The organism is Mesorhizobium sp. M1004 (assembly GCF_040318795.1).
Classification (GTDB): Bacteria; Pseudomonadota; Alphaproteobacteria; order Rhizobiales; family Rhizobiaceae; genus Mesorhizobium.
Genome location: NZ_JAMYNB010000029.1, coordinates 1 through 16,351, shown reverse-complemented (window position 1 = coordinate 16,351; position 16,351 = coordinate 1). Strand labels below are relative to the sequence as shown.

Annotated in this window: 14 protein-coding genes; 8 read left to right on the top strand and 6 right to left on the bottom strand. The window is 59.6% G+C overall.

Features of this window, described 5'->3' with window-relative positions; genetic code table 11:
- The first annotated feature begins 176 nt into the window (after positions 1–176).
- A complete protein-coding gene (locus NKH54_RS31655) occupies positions 177–1,307 on the top strand; it encodes a DegT/DnrJ/EryC1/StrS family aminotransferase (protein WP_023833067.1) in 1,131 nt (376 codons plus the stop codon).
- 12 nt (positions 1,308–1,319) lie between these two features.
- On the opposite strand, the gene cysQ is transcribed toward NKH54_RS31655, so the two are convergent.
- The 3 genes from cysQ to cysD are packed head-to-tail and all read right to left on the bottom strand — an operon-like array spanning position 1,320 to position 4,964.
- Positions 1,320–2,108 carry a 3'(2'),5'-bisphosphate nucleotidase CysQ gene (gene cysQ, locus NKH54_RS31650; protein WP_031196090.1) on the bottom strand — a complete coding sequence of 263 codons (789 nt, stop codon included), beginning with the start codon at positions 2,106–2,108 and terminating at the stop codon, positions 1,320–1,322.
- Between the two features lie 10 nt (positions 2,109–2,118).
- Positions 2,119–4,056 carry a sulfate adenylyltransferase subunit CysN gene (gene cysN / locus NKH54_RS31645; RefSeq protein ID WP_023670718.1) on the bottom strand — a complete coding sequence of 646 codons (1,938 nt, stop codon included), beginning with the start codon at positions 4,054–4,056 and terminating at the stop codon, positions 2,119–2,121.
- A 2-nt stretch (positions 4,057–4,058) separates the two neighbouring features.
- Positions 4,059–4,964, bottom strand: coding sequence for a sulfate adenylyltransferase subunit CysD (gene cysD, locus NKH54_RS31640; RefSeq protein ID WP_023670717.1), 906 nt, complete (start codon positions 4,962–4,964; stop codon positions 4,059–4,061).
- Positions 4,965–5,378: 414 nt separating this feature from the next.
- Between cysD and NKH54_RS31635 the strand changes: the two genes are divergently transcribed.
- Together NKH54_RS31635 and NKH54_RS31630 are read left to right on the top strand one after the other, a co-directional pair.
- A complete protein-coding gene (locus NKH54_RS31635; protein ID WP_031196088.1) occupies positions 5,379–6,671 on the top strand; it encodes an O-antigen ligase family protein in 1,293 nt (430 codons plus the stop codon).
- On the top strand, positions 6,668–7,603 hold the full coding sequence (locus NKH54_RS31630; protein ID WP_023698142.1) for an NAD-dependent epimerase/dehydratase family protein: 936 nt from the start codon (positions 6,668–6,670) through the stop codon (positions 7,601–7,603). The genes NKH54_RS31635 and NKH54_RS31630 overlap by 4 nt, the downstream gene beginning before the upstream one ends.
- Here NKH54_RS31630 and NKH54_RS31625 read toward each other — a convergent pair.
- The 3 genes from NKH54_RS31625 to NKH54_RS31615 all read right to left on the bottom strand — a co-directional run bounded on the left by NKH54_RS31625 (position 7,591) and on the right by NKH54_RS31615 (position 11,208).
- Positions 7,591–8,130: a sugar transferase gene (locus NKH54_RS31625; RefSeq protein ID WP_023742693.1), complete on the bottom strand. Its 540-nt coding sequence runs from the start codon at positions 8,128–8,130 to the stop codon at positions 7,591–7,593. The genes NKH54_RS31630 and NKH54_RS31625 overlap by 13 nt on opposite strands.
- 17 nt (positions 8,131–8,147) lie before the next feature.
- Entirely contained in the window at positions 8,148–9,080 is a 933-nt protein-coding gene (locus NKH54_RS31620; RefSeq protein ID WP_023833065.1) for a glycosyltransferase family 2 protein, read from the bottom strand.
- Positions 9,081–9,219: 139 nt separating this feature from the next.
- Positions 9,220–11,208 (bottom strand): UDP-N-acetylglucosamine 4,6-dehydratase, encoded by a 1,989-nt coding sequence (locus tag NKH54_RS31615; protein ID WP_352790123.1) that lies wholly within the window; start codon positions 11,206–11,208, stop codon positions 9,220–9,222.
- A 519-nt stretch (positions 11,209–11,727) separates the two neighbouring features.
- On the opposite strand from NKH54_RS31615, the gene NKH54_RS31610 reads away from it, so the two are divergent.
- The 5 genes from NKH54_RS31610 to NKH54_RS31590 all read left to right on the top strand — a co-directional run bounded on the left by NKH54_RS31610 (position 11,728) and on the right by NKH54_RS31590 (position 16,048).
- Complete coding sequence (locus NKH54_RS31610) at positions 11,728–12,519, top strand: ABC transporter permease (protein ID WP_353029680.1); 792 nt, start codon at positions 11,728–11,730, stop codon at positions 12,517–12,519.
- Between the two features lie 7 nt (positions 12,520–12,526).
- A complete protein-coding gene (locus NKH54_RS31605; RefSeq protein WP_353029679.1) occupies positions 12,527–13,267 on the top strand; it encodes an ABC transporter ATP-binding protein in 741 nt (246 codons plus the stop codon).
- Between the two features lie 63 nt (positions 13,268–13,330).
- On the top strand, positions 13,331–14,053 hold the full coding sequence (locus NKH54_RS31600; protein WP_353029678.1) for a class I SAM-dependent methyltransferase: 723 nt from the start codon (positions 13,331–13,333) through the stop codon (positions 14,051–14,053).
- 160 nt (positions 14,054–14,213) lie between these two features.
- Positions 14,214–14,822 carry a hypothetical protein gene (locus NKH54_RS31595; protein WP_353029677.1) on the top strand — a complete coding sequence of 203 codons (609 nt, stop codon included), beginning with the start codon at positions 14,214–14,216 and terminating at the stop codon, positions 14,820–14,822.
- A 419-nt stretch (positions 14,823–15,241) separates the two neighbouring features.
- The gene (locus tag NKH54_RS31590) at positions 15,242–16,048 is read left to right on the top strand and encodes a glycosyltransferase 61 family protein (RefSeq protein WP_353029676.1); all 807 of its coding nucleotides are present in this window, start codon (positions 15,242–15,244) and stop codon (positions 16,046–16,048) included.
- Positions 16,049–16,351: the final 303 nt, after the last annotated feature.

Below are 16,351 nucleotides of genomic sequence, written 5' to 3'. Positions count from 1 at the left end.
TTGCGGCAATGCAGGGAAAGCCTGAAGTAACAGGCTGCGACACCTAGACAACCCGTCCCGCGGCCGGTCCGGCTTTCTAGACCGGCCCAACTCTGGTACCAGCGGCCCGGTTAAGTTGTTGTTTCTGTGCGTGTCATTGTCCCCGGGGCAGCCCGCACCACCGTTTTGAGGCCGACATGCAGTTCATCGATCTTGGCGCGCAACGCGAACGTATCCGCGACCGGCTGAAGGCCGCGATCGACAATGTCGTCGAGGAAGGCCGCTATATCCTCGGACCGCAAGTCACCGAATTCGAAAACAAGCTCGCAGCCTATATCGGCACCAAGCATGTCGTGGCCTGCGCCAACGGCACCGACGCGCTGCTGTTGCCGCTGTTTGCCGCCGGTATCGGCCCCGGCGACGCGGTGTTCGTGCCGAGCTTCACCTTTGCCGCGACGGCGGAAGTGGTGGCGCTTGCCAAGGCCGAACCGGTTTTCGTCGATGTGGACGCCGAGACCTACAACATCGACATCGCCAGCCTCGAGGCGGCGATCGCCATGATCAAGAAGGAAGGCCGGCTGAAGCCGAAGGCGATTATTCCCGTCGACCTGTTCGGGCTTGCCGCCGACTACGAGGCGATCATGGCGATTGCCAAGCGCGAAGGGCTGCTGGTGATCGAGGATGCGGCGCAGTCGATCGGCGGTTCGGCCGACGGCACAATGTGCGGCGCCTTCGGCCATGTCGGCTCGACCAGCTTTTATCCGGCCAAGCCGCTGGGCTGCTACGGCGATGGCGGCGCGATGTTCACCAATGACGACGCGCTGGCCGACCAGCTGCGCTCGTTTGCGTTCCACGGTAAGGGCGAGACGCAGTATGACAATGTCCGCGTCGGCATCAATTCACGCCTCGACACGATCCAGGCGGCGATCCTGATCGAGAAACTCGCCATCCTCGAAGACGAGATGGTCGCCCGCCAGGTGGTGGCCAAGCGCTACGCCGAAGGTCTCGGCGACATCGTCAATGCGTCACGCAATCTGGGCGGTGGCCGCTCGGCCTGGGCGCAATACGCCATCGAGACGCCGAAGCGCGACGGGTTGAGGGCGCATCTCGGCGAAAAGGGCATCCCTTCGGTGATCTATTATGTGAAGCCGCTGCACGAGCAGGTCGCCTATCGCGACTATCCGCGCACGCCGACCGGGCTTGCGGTTTCGGAGCAACTGCCGAAGCGCATCCTGTGCCTGCCGATGCATCCCTATCTCAGCGAAGCCGACCAGGACCGCATCATCGAGACGATCCGCAACTACATTGGCTCGAACCGGCGCATGTAGCGGCGGCGTAAGTTACGCCGCGTCCGCCGCCTTCCCGCTCGCAATAAAATGCGGGTTGGCGAAATCCTCGTCGTCGCTCTGTTTGCGCTTGCCATAGGTGAGCGGCTCGCCGTCCAGCGTGCGCGTCATGCCGCCGGCGGCGCGCAGTACGGCGTCGCCGGCCGCCGTGTCCCATTCCATGGTGCGGCCGAAGCGCGGATAGATGTCGGCTTCGGCTGCGGCGAGCAGGCAGAATTTCAGCGATGAGCCGACCGAGACGATCTCGGCGGCGCCGAGATCCTTGATGAAGGCTTCGGTCTCCGGGGTGTTGTGCGAGCGGCTGGCAACGACCGCCAGCGGCGTGACCGCCCTCCTAACCGAAATCCGCCGGCGGCCGACGATACGGAAGTCGCCATCGACCTCGATTGCTTCGGCCCAGCCCGGCCGTCCAGAGAAGAACCGCCCGCTGCACGGTGCGAAGACGACGCCGATCTCCGGCACGCCGTGCCGGACAAGCGCGATGTTGACGGTGAAATCGGTCCGGCGGTTGACGAATTCCTTCGTTCCATCGAGCGGATCGATCAGGAAGAAGGCGCCATCCAGATCGGGCGGCACAATGCCTTCGGCGACCTCTTCCTCGGCCACGCAGGGAATATCGGGATAGGCCGCACGCAGGCCGGCGAGGATGATCGTCTCGCTCTCGCGGTCGGCTTCCGTGACCGGCGAGGAGTCCGACTTGCTGTCGACCGCGCAGCCGGCCTTGAAGACCCGCATCACCTCGCGTCCGGCTTCGAGCGCCAGGCGCTCGAACACGTCGAGCATCACTTCGTCGTCAGATGCCGCCGCCGCTGTCATATTGGTCTTCGGCAATGTCGCGCTCATTCAGCCAGTGTTCCAGAGCCTCTACCATCTCCTCGGCCGTCTTGCCGAGTGTCTTGAGATGGATTTCGGGATTTTCGGGAGCTTCATACGGGGAATCGACGCCGGTGAAGTTCTTGATCTCGCCATTCAGCGCCCGTGCGTAAAGGCCTTTCGGGTCGCGTCGGGCGCATTCCTCGAACGGCGTATCGACGAACACTTCGACGAACTCGCCGTCGGCCATCAACTCCCTGGCCATGCGCCGCTCGGCGCTGAAGGGCGAGATGAAGGAGACGATGACGATCAGCCCGGCATCGGCCATCAGCTTGGCCACCTCGGCGACCCGGCGGATGTTTTCGACCCGGTCGGCGTCGGTGAAGCCGAGATCGCGGTTGAGGCCGTGGCGGACATTGTCGCCGTCGAGAATGTAGGTGTGGCGCCCCGAAGCGAACAGCTTCTTCTCAAGCAGATTGGCGATGGTCGACTTGCCCGAACCGGAAAGGCCGGTGAACCAGAACACGGCGGGACGCTGGCTCTTCAAGTCGGAACGACCGCGCTTGCCGACATCGAGCGACTGCCAGTGGATGTTTTCGGCGCGGCGCAAGGAATGCAGGATCATGCCGGCGCCGACCGTGGCATTGGTGATGCGGTCGATCAGGATGAAGGCGCCGGTATCGCGGTTGTCGGCGAAGGTGTCGAAGGCGATCGGCGCCCGGGTCGAGATATTGCAGATGCCGACTTCGTTCATCTCGAGCGACTTCGCCGCCTCGCGAGCGAAGTCGTTGACGTTGACGCGGTATTTCAGGTCGGTGACGGTGGCGCTGGTCTGGTCGGTCTCGGTGCGCAGTATATAGGAGCGTCCCGGCAGCAGCGCTGCCTCGTCGAACCAGACGATGTTGGCGGCGAACTGGTCGGCGACCTGCGGCCGTGCCGCCGGCGACACCAGCATGTTGCCTCTGGAGACCTCGACCTCGTCATCGAGCACAAGGGTGATGGCCTGGCCGGCCACCGCCTGGGCAAGATCGCCGCCTTGCGCGACGATGCGCTTGACCCGCGAGGCCTTGCCGGATTTGGCGACCACCACCTCGTCGCCCTGCGCGACGGAGCCAGACGCGATGGTGCCGGCAAAGCCGCGGAAGTCGAGATTGGGCCGGTTGACATACTGCACCGGAAACCGGAACGGCAGTTCGACCGCGGCCTCGTCGACCGATATGGTTTCGAGATGCTCGATCAGCGACGGGCCGGAATACCACGCCGTCTTGCCGGAGCGGCTGGTGACATTGTCGCCATAGCGGGCCGACATCGGGATCGGCACGATCGTCTGGAAGCCGAGCTCGTGCGAGAACTGCCGGTAATCCTCGACGATACGGTCGAACACCGCCTGGTCGAAATCGACGAGGTCGATCTTGTTGACGGCAAGCACGATATGGCGGATGCCGAGCAGCGAAGCGATGATCGAGTGGCGCCGGGTCTGGCGCAGCACACCCTGGCGCGCATCGATCAGCACGATGGCGAGATCGGCAGTCGATGCGCCGGTCGCCATGTTGCGGGTGTACTGTTCATGGCCGGGGGTGTCGGCGACGATGAACTTGCGCTTGGGCGTGGCGAAGAAGCGGTAGGCGACGTCGATGGTGATGCCTTGCTCGCGCTCGGCCTCGAGGCCGTCGACCAGAAGCGCGAAGTCGATGTCGTCGCCAGTGGTGCCGTGCTTGCGGGAATCGCGCTCGAGTGCGGCGAGCTGGTCCTCGAAGATCTGCTTTGTGTCGGACAGAAGACGGCCGATCAGCGTCGACTTGCCGTCGTCGACCGAGCCGCAGGTGAGGAAGCGCAGCAGCGACTTCTTCTCCTGCGCCGCCATGTATTCGCGCACGCCGTCGGTGGGAGCGAGGCTCTTGGCCAGGATATGGCGCATGCTCAGAAATATCCCTCGCGCTTCTTCTTTTCCATCGAGCCGGCTTCATCGCGGTCGATGAGGCGGCCCTGGCGCTCGGAGGTGCGCGCCGTCAGCATCTCGCCGACGATGGCTTCGAGCGTGTCGGCGTCGGATTCGATGGCGCCGGTCAGCGGATAACAGCCGAGCGTGCGGAAACGCACCAGACGGTTCTCCATCGTCTCACCGGGGCGCAATTGCATGCGATCGTCATCCTTCATGATCAGCATGCCGTCGCGTTCGACCACCGGCCGCTCCTTGGCGAAATAGAGCGGCACGATCGGGATGTTTTCCTGCAGAATGTACTGCCAGATATCGAGCTCGGTCCAGTTCGACAGCGGAAACACGCGGATCGATTCGCCCGGCGCGATGCGGGTGTTGAAGATCTTCCACATCTCCGGCCGCTGGTTCTTCGGGTCCCAGACATGCTGGGCGTTGCGGAAGGAAAAGATGCGCTCCTTGGCGCGCGACTTCTCCTCGTCGCGCCGAGCCCCGCCGAAGGCAGCGTCAAAGCCGTATTTGTCGAGCGCCTGGCGCAACGCCACCGTCTTCATGACATGGGTGTGGGTGTTCGAGCCATGGTCAAAGGGGTTGATACCGTCGCGCACGCCGTCTTCATTGACGTGGACCAGCAGGTCGAAGCCGAGCTTCTGCGCCATCTGGTCGCGAAAGGCGATCATCTCGCGGAACTTCCAGGTGGTGTCGACATGCAGGAAGGGGAAAGGCGGCTTGGCCGGATAGAAGGCCTTCATCGCCAGATGCATCAGCACGGAGGAATCCTTGCCGACGGAATAGAGCATCACCGGCTTGGAGAAGGAGGCGGCAACCTCACGGAAGATGTGGATGGACTCGGCCTCGAGCCGCTGCAGGTGCGTAAGCGCGATGTTCATGGACTGTGAGCGTTCTCTCGTGCAATCCAGACCTTGCATCAGATGGATCGGGCGTCCTTTTCAGCCGCCCGGTTCAAGCTTCACTGCTGGACACTATCGGTTCGTGCCGGCGTTCTAGCAGATCGCCACCTGATATAACAACGCTGGAAAGGCCGGCGGCCACACCGATCGGCAACGAATTTTCCATGAAAAGCCTAGAATCCGAAAATTCCTGCCCGACGGAGCGATAGCATTCAAAGGCCGGGAAAAATCTTGCCTGGACCGAAAGAAACGCCGGCCCGACCTCGTCGCACTTTCGAAAACCGCACCCAGCCGCTATACCGGCTCCTGAACCTGCGCCGGGCGGCATGCCGCAAATGCCGCCGCCAAACATCGTCCGTCGCCAAGCGACCCAGCGCATTGTGAACCAGAGCATTGACCCCGATTTCCGCCATCAAGCAGCACGTTTCGCCGTCACGGATCAACATCACCTTCTCCATTCTGTGCTTCTTTTTCCCGCCGGTGCTGGGATCGGCGGTCAGCTTTTTGTTCAATGGTGGCGGCCTGTGGTCGGTGCTTCTGCTTGCGTTGAAAAGACGGCGTTTCAACATTGACCGGCCGATGACCGCGATGACGGTGGCCATCTATGCCTATTGCGCAGCCAGCGTGTTCGCCTCCATCGTCAACAATTCGATCGCCAGGGATGCGCCGCATCTGGCAGGGCTGATCACCTTCCTGTTTTTCCCTGTCTCATACGCGACCTGGAGCATTACCGAGAAAACCACGCTGACGCGCATCGTCGTGCTGGCGAGCGCCGCCGCCTGTTTTGGCGCCCTGCTGCTGGCGGTCGTGCAATATCACGGGCTGGGCATACGGGCCGAAGGCGGCGCCGGCAATCCGATCGTGTTCGCGACCGTCGCCTGCCTCAGCATGATGATGTGCCTGGCAGGCGCCTTATCGGGTGTCGAAAAGAACAGGGCGTTGCTGGCCTGCGCGACACTGGCCGGCGCGGTCGCCATTGTCTATTCGGGGTCGCGGATCATCTGGCTGGCGATGCTGGTGGCCGGCATCGCGGTCCTGCTGATCAACCGTCGCAAGCTCAACAACAGAAACGCCATTCGGCTTTTGCTGATTGCGGGGGCGACCGGCATCGTCATCGCTGTCATCGGTCTCCCCATCATTTCCGAGCGCGCGGCCTTCCTGTTCAGCGACTGGGATGCGCTCGCCACGAAGGGCGACCACACGACCGCGCTCGGCTTGCGCGCCGCACTTTGGCAGATTGGGCTGAGCGCCTTCCACGACATGCCGATTTTCGGTCACGGCATTGCTGCAAGCCGTGAGCTGATAAAGGATGGATTCCACAATCAGTTCCACATGCCGTCCACGGGCTTCAGCCATTTTCACAATGGCTTCCTGACTGCATTGGTGGAGGCCGGGCTGCTTGGAGCCGTAACGCTCGCGGCTGTGTTCTTCGTTGCCGCGAGAAACGCGGCCATCGTGCTGCGCACCAGCACGGACGCGATCGAGCGGTTCGGCGCCACGATGATTGTCGTCACTGCGATCACCTACCTCATCGGCGGCCTGACCGGCATCCTGGTCGGCCACGACATCCTCGATGCCACACTGATGGTGTTCCTGGTGTCCGGGACATATCTTGCATCGGGCCGGCAACAAATGCTGCCGGAACAACAGGCACCGGCCCCGGCCCCCCAGGCAAGCCGGCCGTGAAAGTGCTGGTCACAGGCGCGACGGGTTTCATCGGCAGGCAGGTCGTCAACCAGCTGCGCGAAGCCGGGTTCGGGGTGCGCATGGCATCGCGCCACCCGGAACGGCTCGATCCCGTGAGCGATGCGGTTTTGTTGCCGGACTTCGACGCACCGGCTCAGGCATACCAGGCGCTGATGCGAGATATCACCCATGTCGTCCACTGTGCGGCGCTCAATAATGACCGCAAGGCGAGCGAAGCCGACTTCATGGCAGCCAACGCGACACTGACCGCGCAGCTGGCGCGCGCGGCCGCCTCGCGGACAAGCGGGCGCTTCATCTATCTGTCGTCGATCCGGGCAGTAGCCGGTCCCGGTTTCAGCGGAACGATCAGCGAGGCGACGCTCCCTGCCCCGCAATGCGCCTACGGGCGCTCGAAACGCGAAGGCGAGATCAAGACACTGGAAGCCTATGCGTCCAGGCCCTCCGATGCCACCGCGCTGCGCCTGCCGCCGGTCTATGGCGAAGGCATGAAGGGAAACCTGCGTGGAATGATGCGGGCTGCCGCCATTGCCTTACCATTGCCCTCAGGCGCTTTCACCGCAGTTCGTTCGCTGATATCGCGCGACGCGGTGGCTGGCGCCGTGGCGCATCTTTTGACTCGTCCCACGCCACCGCGCCCGACCTATGTCCTGGGCGATGCTTCCCCCGTTGCGATGTTCGAAATCTTGACTGCATTCAGGCACGGATACGACGTTCCGACCCGGCTCGTTCCTGTGCCGGCCTGGCCATTCAGGCTGTTCGCCACACTGCTTGGCAGAAAAGCAGCGTACGACGCTTCCATGGCGACACAGATTTGCGACCCGTCACTGCTGATCTCGGAAGGCTGGATGCCGGAAACCGACACGCTCGGCCGGATTGAGGAACTTGCACGACAGGCCCGTCAGGTCCGGTAGATTGTGCCAAGCAGGATTTTGACGTCGAGTCCGATCGAGGCTCCCCTGAGATATTCGGCATCCGTTTCGGCGCAGAGTTTCGGATCCGACATGTCGATGCCTTTCATCTGTGCCAGCCCGGTAATGCCCGGAAGTGCGGCAAGCACACCCAATTGCCTGCGGCGTTCGATCAATTCGGTTTGCGTGGGCAGGCATGGACGCGGCCCAACCAGGCTCATCTCGCCCTTGAGCACGTTCCAGAGCTGCGGCAGCTCGTCGATCTTGAATTTCCGCAGCACCTTGCCGACGGCAGTGACGGACATTGCCGGCGCCTGATGCGAGGGCAGAGACGGCGTTCCCACAACCATCGTGCGCAGCTTGTGGCAGGCAAACGGCACCCCGTGCTGGCCGACACGGGTTTGAGAGAAGAGTGCCGGTCCAGGCGACGTCGTCCTGATTGCCAGCATGGCAAGCAGGACGAAAGGCGAGGCCAGTGGCAGCAGCAGCGCCGCCACCGCCAGGTCGAAAGCTCGCTTGGGTTCCCTCATGGCCGTGTCTGCATGCTCTAGATCCGCCGCCAGATGAAGGCCAGATAGAGCCCAAGCGTCCCAGCCAGCGTCTGCCGGTAGACGCCGCTTTTCCTGAGAAGGCGCAGGCGTCGCAGAATACCGCCCTTTCGTGCCCTGATGAACAGGCCGAGACAGGCGGCGGCATCCCTCGAGAGGATGTCGCGATTGACCGCCAGGCCGCTCAGATTGTGATCGGTCCAGACGGCGAACTCGCCCCTGAACAGGCGCCCCAGCCGCGACAGCCTCGCCTTCCACGACACGTTGGCGCCGACCAAGTTTGCCTCATGCTGGCGGTAGCGCACCAGCGGTCGCGGGTCATAGCGGACAATGCCGCCGGCAGCCGTGACGATCAGATAGGTCCACCAGTCATGGCTGACGAACTCGGTCCTTCCCGATGCCTTTGCCAGCAACTTTCGCGCGGCGCGGTTGATCATCATCGTGTTGCCGCCGGCAATGCTTTGCACAAGCGCATTGCGAAATGCGGGTGGATGCTGGAACAGCGGCGAATACCCTTGCGCTGCTCCGGTTTCGGACATGGTCGCGGTTCTGGAGCAAAACAGCAGCGGCGTTCCGGCGTCGTGCCCTTGCATCCAGGCAATGGCGCTCTCCAGCCTGTCCGGCTCCCAGATGTCGTCCTGGTCGCAGAAGGCGTAGTAGTCGGCCTCGATGCGCGGATCGATGATCATCGCGCGGAAATTGGCGGCAAAGCCTTGGCGAGGACCATTCGACAGGGTCAACCGGCCCTTGGACCAGCGGCTCTGCCAGGCGCCGATAATGGCCGAAGTGCCGTCTGTCGAACCGTCGTCGGAAACCCAGAGGTCGACAACAGGATGCGATTGCGCAGCCAGCGACGCGAGCTGCTCGTCAAGGAAAGCCGCGCCATCTTTCGTGCCCAGCAGCACGGCCACGCGCTGATCTTGTCTGCTCACTGGTTCAAAATCATCTGCAAACGCCTGGGAACGGCCATCGGATCGGTTTCAATAGCCAATCCCGGTCGATCAGGACAGGCTCTTTGTTCTGACGCAATCCCGGACGGGAAAACCGCTCCACACTTTTTCTGGAATTGCTCTAACCAGCTTGCCCGACTGTTTTCGCAACGGTTTCCCGGCGTGCGTCACTTGGAGGCTCTTCCGCCTGATAGAGGCCGGCCATGACGGCGAGCGCCGAGGCCTTGTCCTGATCGCGCATGGCCGCCTGCAGCAATGTCAGCGCAACCTGGACCTTGGGCCATCCCACGACATCGGTCCTGAGGCCGAAGATCTTGGGGATATCCAGCGCGACGATCTCCTCATTGCCGCCATGCAGCACCTCGTGAAGCTTCTCGCCCGGCCTGATCCCGGTGAAACGGATCGGAATGTCGGTGTAGGGGCTTTTGCCGGCCATGCGGATCATGGTTTCAGCGACTTCGAGGATCGGCACCGGCTTGCCCATGTCGAGCATGTAGATGGCGTAGTCGTCCTTGCCCTGGCGCCGCTCGGCGTCGGCCGCCGACATGATGACGAGGTCGACGGCTTCGGCCACCGTCATGAAGTAGCGGGTCATGCGGCGATCGGTGATGGTGACCGGACCGCCGGCCTCGATCTGCGCCTGGAAGATGGTGGCGACCGAGCCATTGGAGCCGAAGACATTGCCGAACCGCACGGCGATGAACTTGGTGCCGGAGCGACGGCCGCTGGGCCCGGTGGCGTGCGTTTCGTGCAGCGAAGAGACGATCTGCTCGGCGGCGCGTTTCGTCATGCCGAGCACCGAGGTCGGATCGACCGCCTTATCGCTGGAAATCAGCAGGAACTGCGGCACCCCGCATTTGGCGGCAACCTCGGCGCAGACGAGGGTGCCCAAAATATTGGTCTGGATCGCCGATTCCCAATTTTCCTCGAGCAGCGGCACATGTTTGAGCGCGGCGGCATGGAAGATGATGTCGGGCTTGAAATCGCCGACGACGCGGGTGATCTGGCGCCGGTCTGTGACATCGACGATGCGGCTCTTGAGCCGGACATGGTCCTTTTCGTCAACCTGCTGGTCGAGCTGGAAAATACCGAATTCCGAGATATCGGCGACCAGAACCGCCTCGGCGCCAAGTTCCAGCGACCGCTTGACCAGGATGCGACCGATTGAGCCGGCGCCGCCGGTGACCAGGACGCGCTTGCCACCGATAAAGCCGCCGATCCGCTCAATATCCGAAGCAACTGTGGAGCGGCGCAGGATGGTTTCCATCTCGACAGCGTCGAGTACCAGCTTTCCGCCTTGGCCGAGCTCCGAAACGCCGGAGAATTGGACGACGGCGATACCGCTGTGACGGGCGACACGGACCAGTTCCGAATATTCCTCGATCTCGCGTTCGGTGCCATTGCCGAAAATCAGCATGTCGAGGCTTTTGGTGCCTCTTGCATATTCTTCGAGGACCTCGACCAGGCGGGGCCGCACGGCTACCACCGGAACGCCCTGGATCTGCGTGCCCAACGGCGCGCCGTTCTCGATGGCCATGATGCCGGCGATGGAATATTCGGCCGGCTCGGCCGTGCGTGTGAAGCGGATGATGACGTCTGCTTCGCCAAGCCTGCCGACGAACAGCGCTTGTTTGATCGCCGCATTGTTTGCGTTGCGGCTCAGGATTCGCCAGCTCGCCCCGTCGCGCAGGAACCGATAATAGAGCCGAGGCGCCGATATGATGGTGAAGGAGACGAGGAAAAAGACGATGAACTGGCGCTCGTTGAGGCCGGTCACCGGCTGAAACGATCGAACCGCCAGCGAGACGACATAGAGCGTGACGGTCAGGATGGCGCAGCTCTTCAGGATGTTGAAGAAGTCCGGCGTGGAGGCGAAACGCCACACCGTGTTGTAGAGGCCGCAATAGCGAAACAGCATATGGCTGAGAAAAACAATACTTGCCCAGCACGCCAGGCCGGCCGTGGAGAGCGCGTCGAATGAAAGTCTCGACTGAGAAAGCCCCAGACTCAGCGCCACCGCGACCAGGACCATGACCAGATCCTGGATCATTATAATGGCGCGCCGCATCTTCGGCCGAAGTCCGGACACGACCTCTACATAGGATGTCATTGGGTAGTACTGAACTCCAGGCGCAAGGACATGGACACTAACGTGGTGCAAGAGCGACGGAAACCCGTCACCGATCACCTGTTTAGAGTGCCAATCCCCAGCCCCGCCGCTTTGTATCGCATAGCGTGGAGTTGTAGTGATCGCCAGATATTTTTTGGCGGACCCTTTGGTTAAGGGATTGAAAATAATTGAACGAACGAGGTTTTCACCCAGTTTCGCAAAATATCGAGCCGCTGGGCAGACGGTGCGCCTCAGACGGGCGCGGCATTGACTGGAAAGCAAATTGTGGCCAAGTGCTAGGATGCGCCTCTGCTCATAATCAGAGGCATGAATTTGCGATTCGCGCAGTGCGCCGGTTGCGATATCGAGGTAAGAGGCGTCGACCTGTCGCAAGCGATTCGTGGTCCATCGCGACGCAATGCGTTGCCAAATGCGCGCTGCAATGACTATGAAGGGCGCCTTTGGCCCGTTTGGTGGCCATAGATGCACAAGAACAAAAGAATGCGACACTAGGAAACTATGATTGCGGCACTAAACGGCGCTGTCGACGACATCAGCAAGGCCATGAAGCTGCACCGGGTCTGGATTGCGCTTGCTCATGAAGATATCGGCGACCAGCACAGACGCACAACACTTGGCCCGCTTTGGCTGCTGGTCAACTACGTTGCGTTCGTCGGCACATTCGTTTTTGTGTTCCAGCCTGCCGGCAAGGATGCTGCGGGCTATTCCGCCTATGTCGCAATAGGCCTCCTGGTATGGTTCTATCTAATGGAGGTTATGTCCACGAGCGTGGCGCTCTTTCAACGCGAGGAGAGCTTCATCGAAGGCACGACGCTGCCCTTGTTTGTATACGTGATGCGACTGGGTTTGCAGTCGGTCATCCGAGCCGGCTACGCGATCGCTGGTTGCGTAGCCATACTGATCTTGAGCGGCTCACCAGTCGCCATTTCCTGGTTATGGTCGTTGGCAGGATTGTTGCTGATCCTGGTCGTCACGCCCGCCCTTACCACCGTCTTCGCGTTTCTCGGAACCTTCTTCCCTGACAGCCAATTCATCGTCGGCAACTTGCTGCGGGTCGGCATGTTCTTCACGCCCGTCTTCTGGATGAACAACGGCCAGGACCCCATCCAAAAATACGCCTATGAATGGAACCCATTCACCTATTTCCTGGAAATTGTCCGGCTGCCAATCATAAATGGAGAATTTCCAGCTCATGCCTTCGTTGTAACCATCACCGCATCGCTGCTTACATGGGTGGTTGCATTGCTGCTGCTGGGCCGGTACCGCAAACAGGTCGTCTTTCTCATCTGAGTTCTCAATGGTTTCTATAAAACTCGATAATGTTAGCCTTGTTTACAAACTGCATGAGAAGCTGACGCTTTCCGCGCCGGACAGGCGCGTGAGCGGGCCGGGCGGCAGAATCGAGAGCTCAGGTAGAAAGCAGTTTGTTCAGGCGCTCGACGGCGTCAGCTTTGAGCTCAAGGCTGGCGACCGACTGGGTCTTGTCGGCCCGAATGGAGCCGGCAAGACGACGCTTCTCAAGGTGCTCTACGGCATCTACGAGCCAACCGAGGGGAGCGTTGCGATCGAAGGCAAGGTCGACGCTCTGTTCAACATCAATATAGGCTTTCGTCGGGAGGCCACCGGCCGTCGAAATATCGTGTTGCGCGGATTGATCAGCGGATGGACGGAAGCCGAGATCGAAGAGAAGATGGAGGACATCATCGCCTTCAGTGAGTTGGGCGACTTCATCGATCTTCCGTTCAAAGCCTACAGCCAAGGCATGGCCGCGCGGCTTGCCTTTTCGGCAGCAACCGCGCTCGATCCCGAAATTCTGCTGATGGACGAATGGATCGGCGCCGGTGACGCCTCTTTTCAGGACAAGGCCAAAAGGCGCATGGACGAATTGGCGGAAAAGGCCGGCATCATCGTGCTGGCCAGCCACAGTGAGGCGCTTATCCAAAGCGTATGCACGAAGAAATTAACGCTCAAGAGCGGCCGTATCGAATCGCTGACGGTGGAGTCGGTCAAGCGTACTGGGGCTGTGGCCAAGCCGTAATCCTATTTGCCGTGCTCTGACACAGTAGATTTGGAATTTTTCCGCCGATGGGAGATACTGCAAATGAATGTACTTGGATTAAACAGCAACGCCCCTTTGATTAAGCACGAAGGCCTATTTTATACCAAGATGATAGAACACCTTGGGACATCTCTTAATCCTAGGGCGTATTTCGAGATCGGAACTGACGCCGGAGTTTCCCTCAAGGCGATGAAATGCGCCAGTGTGGCTGTCGATCCTCAATTCAGGCTTGCCGAAAATGTAATCGGATCCAAACCATCTCTGCATATGTTTCAAATGCCAAGTGATGATTTCTTTCGCGACCACGCTCCTATCGACTACCTAAAGCGACCCATCGAACTTGCGTTCCTCGATGGAATGCATCGATTTGAGTATCTTCTGAGAGATTTCGCGAATACGGAAAGTTATTGCAGAAGGAATTCCGTGATCTTACTGCATGACTGCCTGCCAACCACAATAGCGATGATGAGCCGCATTCACGCTCCTGACACTTGGACTGGAGATGTATGGAAGATTCTTCCAGTCTTACGAAAGTATAGATCAGACCTGCATATAACGTATTTGGATTGCCCTCCAACCGGCCTGGTGGCGATCACGAATCTGGATCCAAATTCGTCAACCATCTCTGATAGCTATTTCTCCATTGTGAGGGAATTCATGGAGGCTGATGGCAAAGCGCTGAAGGAATTTTACTCGAGGATCACGTTGACCAAGAGCGCTGACCTTCAATCTCATGACGAACTCACCAAACTATTTTGGCTATAGGGGTGACGGACGCCTGAAAGCATATGAACTGTTCCCCATCCGTTTGATCGCTTAATTAATTGCCGACAGCAAGAATTGAGGATGAAGGACGACAGGAACGCACATGATCATAGGTCCAGACTTTATCTGGCTTCATTTCCCTAAATGTGCTGGAACTACCATGGAACTGGCTCTGCGCGACCTCCTAAAGGACAGGCCGGCCGTCAAGTTCGATGATATCGACGATTTGACTGGTCATTGGCACCACACGATAGCCGAGCGCCAAGCCGCTGATCCCAGTTTCGATCCAACTGGAAAGCGCGTGTTCGCTTGTATTCGCCGCTTGCCGTCTTGGATCATGAGCATGGTGGTCTTCGAGGCGACCCGTAATAAACACCTAGTTGCAACACGCGAAATGATTGTTCGCGGTCAATGCTTCGATGGGACATACGTTAATCGCGCTGACGATTACATTGATCTTTTCAACGTGGATGTTCATCATTGGATACGGACGGAGTATCTGGCTGCGGACGTCGCGAAGGCGTTCGATCTTCAACAAGATGACGTTGCCGAGGCGTTGTTACGATACAGATCCAATGTTACGCCACCCTATATCAAAAACACTGAGTTCTGGTTTACTGACGATGATCTTGGTACCCTCTACGCCAACAATCCGCTCTGGGCTTCGGTCGAGGACAGGGTATACGGGGGTCACGCCCCTATCTCGTTGCGGCAGAGCTTAGTCGATCCAGTTGATGCTGTGAGGGCAACAGAACAACGGGGGGTATAGAAGGCAACCGAGGCTACGCTACGCACTTGGAGCGAGATTTTGGGTTATACTGGAGTACTGCCCTCAATTTTTGACGATAGGCACGTCTCCCTTCTTTATCCGGCACAGAACTGTGGAATTTTGCAACCTAATTATCGAATCTGCACCAGTGGACTATAAAAAGGACACCCGTGTCTAGAATATTGCAGTTCATTCGAGGACACCGTTCTTCCCCGGTCGCGCCTAGTGCGCCCGCTTCGTTTGACGAATCGGCATCCGTCCGGTCGGCGTTTCATCATGATATTGTGCCCGGCCAGCGTGCGATCGCCTATGCTACAGTGACCGAGACGGTGTTCGATAAAGCCACAATGACGTATAAGGGAGCGGTCTACGACAGCGCCGGGGCTCTCGTTTTTCATTCCTTGCGACCGGCGTCACCCTTGTATACCTACAGACCCGATATTCCGGTTTCCCGAAGTCTCGAGCCGATAGTCGATCCCTTGCAGCTTGAGCAGGCGATTTATGGCGGACACTTCTTTTATGCCTGGGGTCATTTCCTAATCGAAACTCTATCGAGTGCAGCGGCGGCCAGTAAGTTTCCAAAGGTTCCGATCGTCTTCTCGCCATGGGAGATTACCACACAGAACGAATGGACAATCGGCTACGAGAGACACGTTGCGCCAGTACTGAACGCAGCGGGGTGGGGCAAGCGCCAAATAGTCGTCACAGCTAGGCCCGTCTTGGCTAAGTCCCTTTACGTGCCCCAGCGCTTGACTTCATTTGGGACTGCGAGCCCATCGATTCACCCAGCGATATCTAACGTATACGACCGCATCCGATCCGCCCTGGGCCAAGAGCAAGATGGCAAGGCCGTACTGGTTATGAGATCCGAAGACCATCGGCGGTGGCACCCCTCAGAGAGAGCAGTATATGAGGCGCTCGCCAACCGAGGGGTTCTGGCCATCCTTCCCCAAGGCATGACTGCTACGGCGCAGATTGGGGTCATCTCGCGGGCAAAGACGCTGATCGGATTCACCGGAAGCGTGCTGCACAATTCAGTCTTCATGGCCAAAGGGACGCAAGTGATCGAGATCGGAGATCAGGCTGGAAGGAGCAGTGCTGACCGAATTCAATCGGAGCTTTGCGGAATTCGTGGTCAAAATCTTGTTTTTGTTCCTGGATTCAAGGACACATCACTTTCTGCGGATGACCTGTTATCCTCTGTGCTTGATGCCGCTGGCTTATAGCCAGTAGAATCATTCTCCACATCGGAAACCCCAAAAGAGCGGGGACACCGTCTAGGCCCGCCGTTGCCCGCTGTCGCTATTTCGTGCGGTTGAGCTTTGGCCCTGGGTAGTGTGCTGAGAGTTCTGCAAATTCGCTGAGAGGGGGCGGTCATGGCAGGCTGGTGATTGTTCACGTCACTGATTCCCGCGAAGGGACGCCGCCATGACCAAGACTGAAGTTAAGACCGCCAGCGCTGCCGTCAAAGACATTTTGCTTTCGAACCCGGATGGATTGCACGAAGTGCTCCGTGCGGTGATGCAGGA

Bases quoted from the DNA above. Each gene is read 5' to 3' on its own strand.
- NKH54_RS31655 (WP_023833067.1), top strand. From the start codon at position 177: ATGCAGTTCATCGATCTTGGCGCGCAACGCGAACGTATCCGCGACCGG.
- cysQ (WP_031196090.1), bottom strand. From the start codon at position 2,108: ATGCTCGACGTGTTCGAGCGCCTGGCGCTCGAAGCCGGACGCGAGGTG.
- cysN (WP_023670718.1), bottom strand. From the start codon at position 4,056: ATGCGCCATATCCTGGCCAAGAGCCTCGCTCCCACCGACGGCGTGCGC.
- cysD (WP_023670717.1), bottom strand. From the start codon at position 4,964: ATGAACATCGCGCTTACGCACCTGCAGCGGCTCGAGGCCGAGTCCATC.
- NKH54_RS31625 (WP_023742693.1), bottom strand. From the start codon at position 8,130: ATGAGGGAACCCAAGCGAGCTTTCGACCTGGCGGTGGCGGCGCTGCTG.
- NKH54_RS31615 (WP_352790123.1), bottom strand. From the start codon at position 11,208: ATGACATCCTATGTAGAGGTCGTGTCCGGACTTCGGCCGAAGATGCGG.
- NKH54_RS31610 (WP_353029680.1), top strand. From the start codon at position 11,728: ATGATTGCGGCACTAAACGGCGCTGTCGACGACATCAGCAAGGCCATG.
- NKH54_RS31605 (WP_353029679.1), top strand. From the start codon at position 12,527: ATGGTTTCTATAAAACTCGATAATGTTAGCCTTGTTTACAAACTGCAT.
- NKH54_RS31600 (WP_353029678.1), top strand. From the start codon at position 13,331: ATGAATGTACTTGGATTAAACAGCAACGCCCCTTTGATTAAGCACGAA.
- NKH54_RS31595 (WP_353029677.1), top strand. From the start codon at position 14,214: ATGGAACTGGCTCTGCGCGACCTCCTAAAGGACAGGCCGGCCGTCAAG.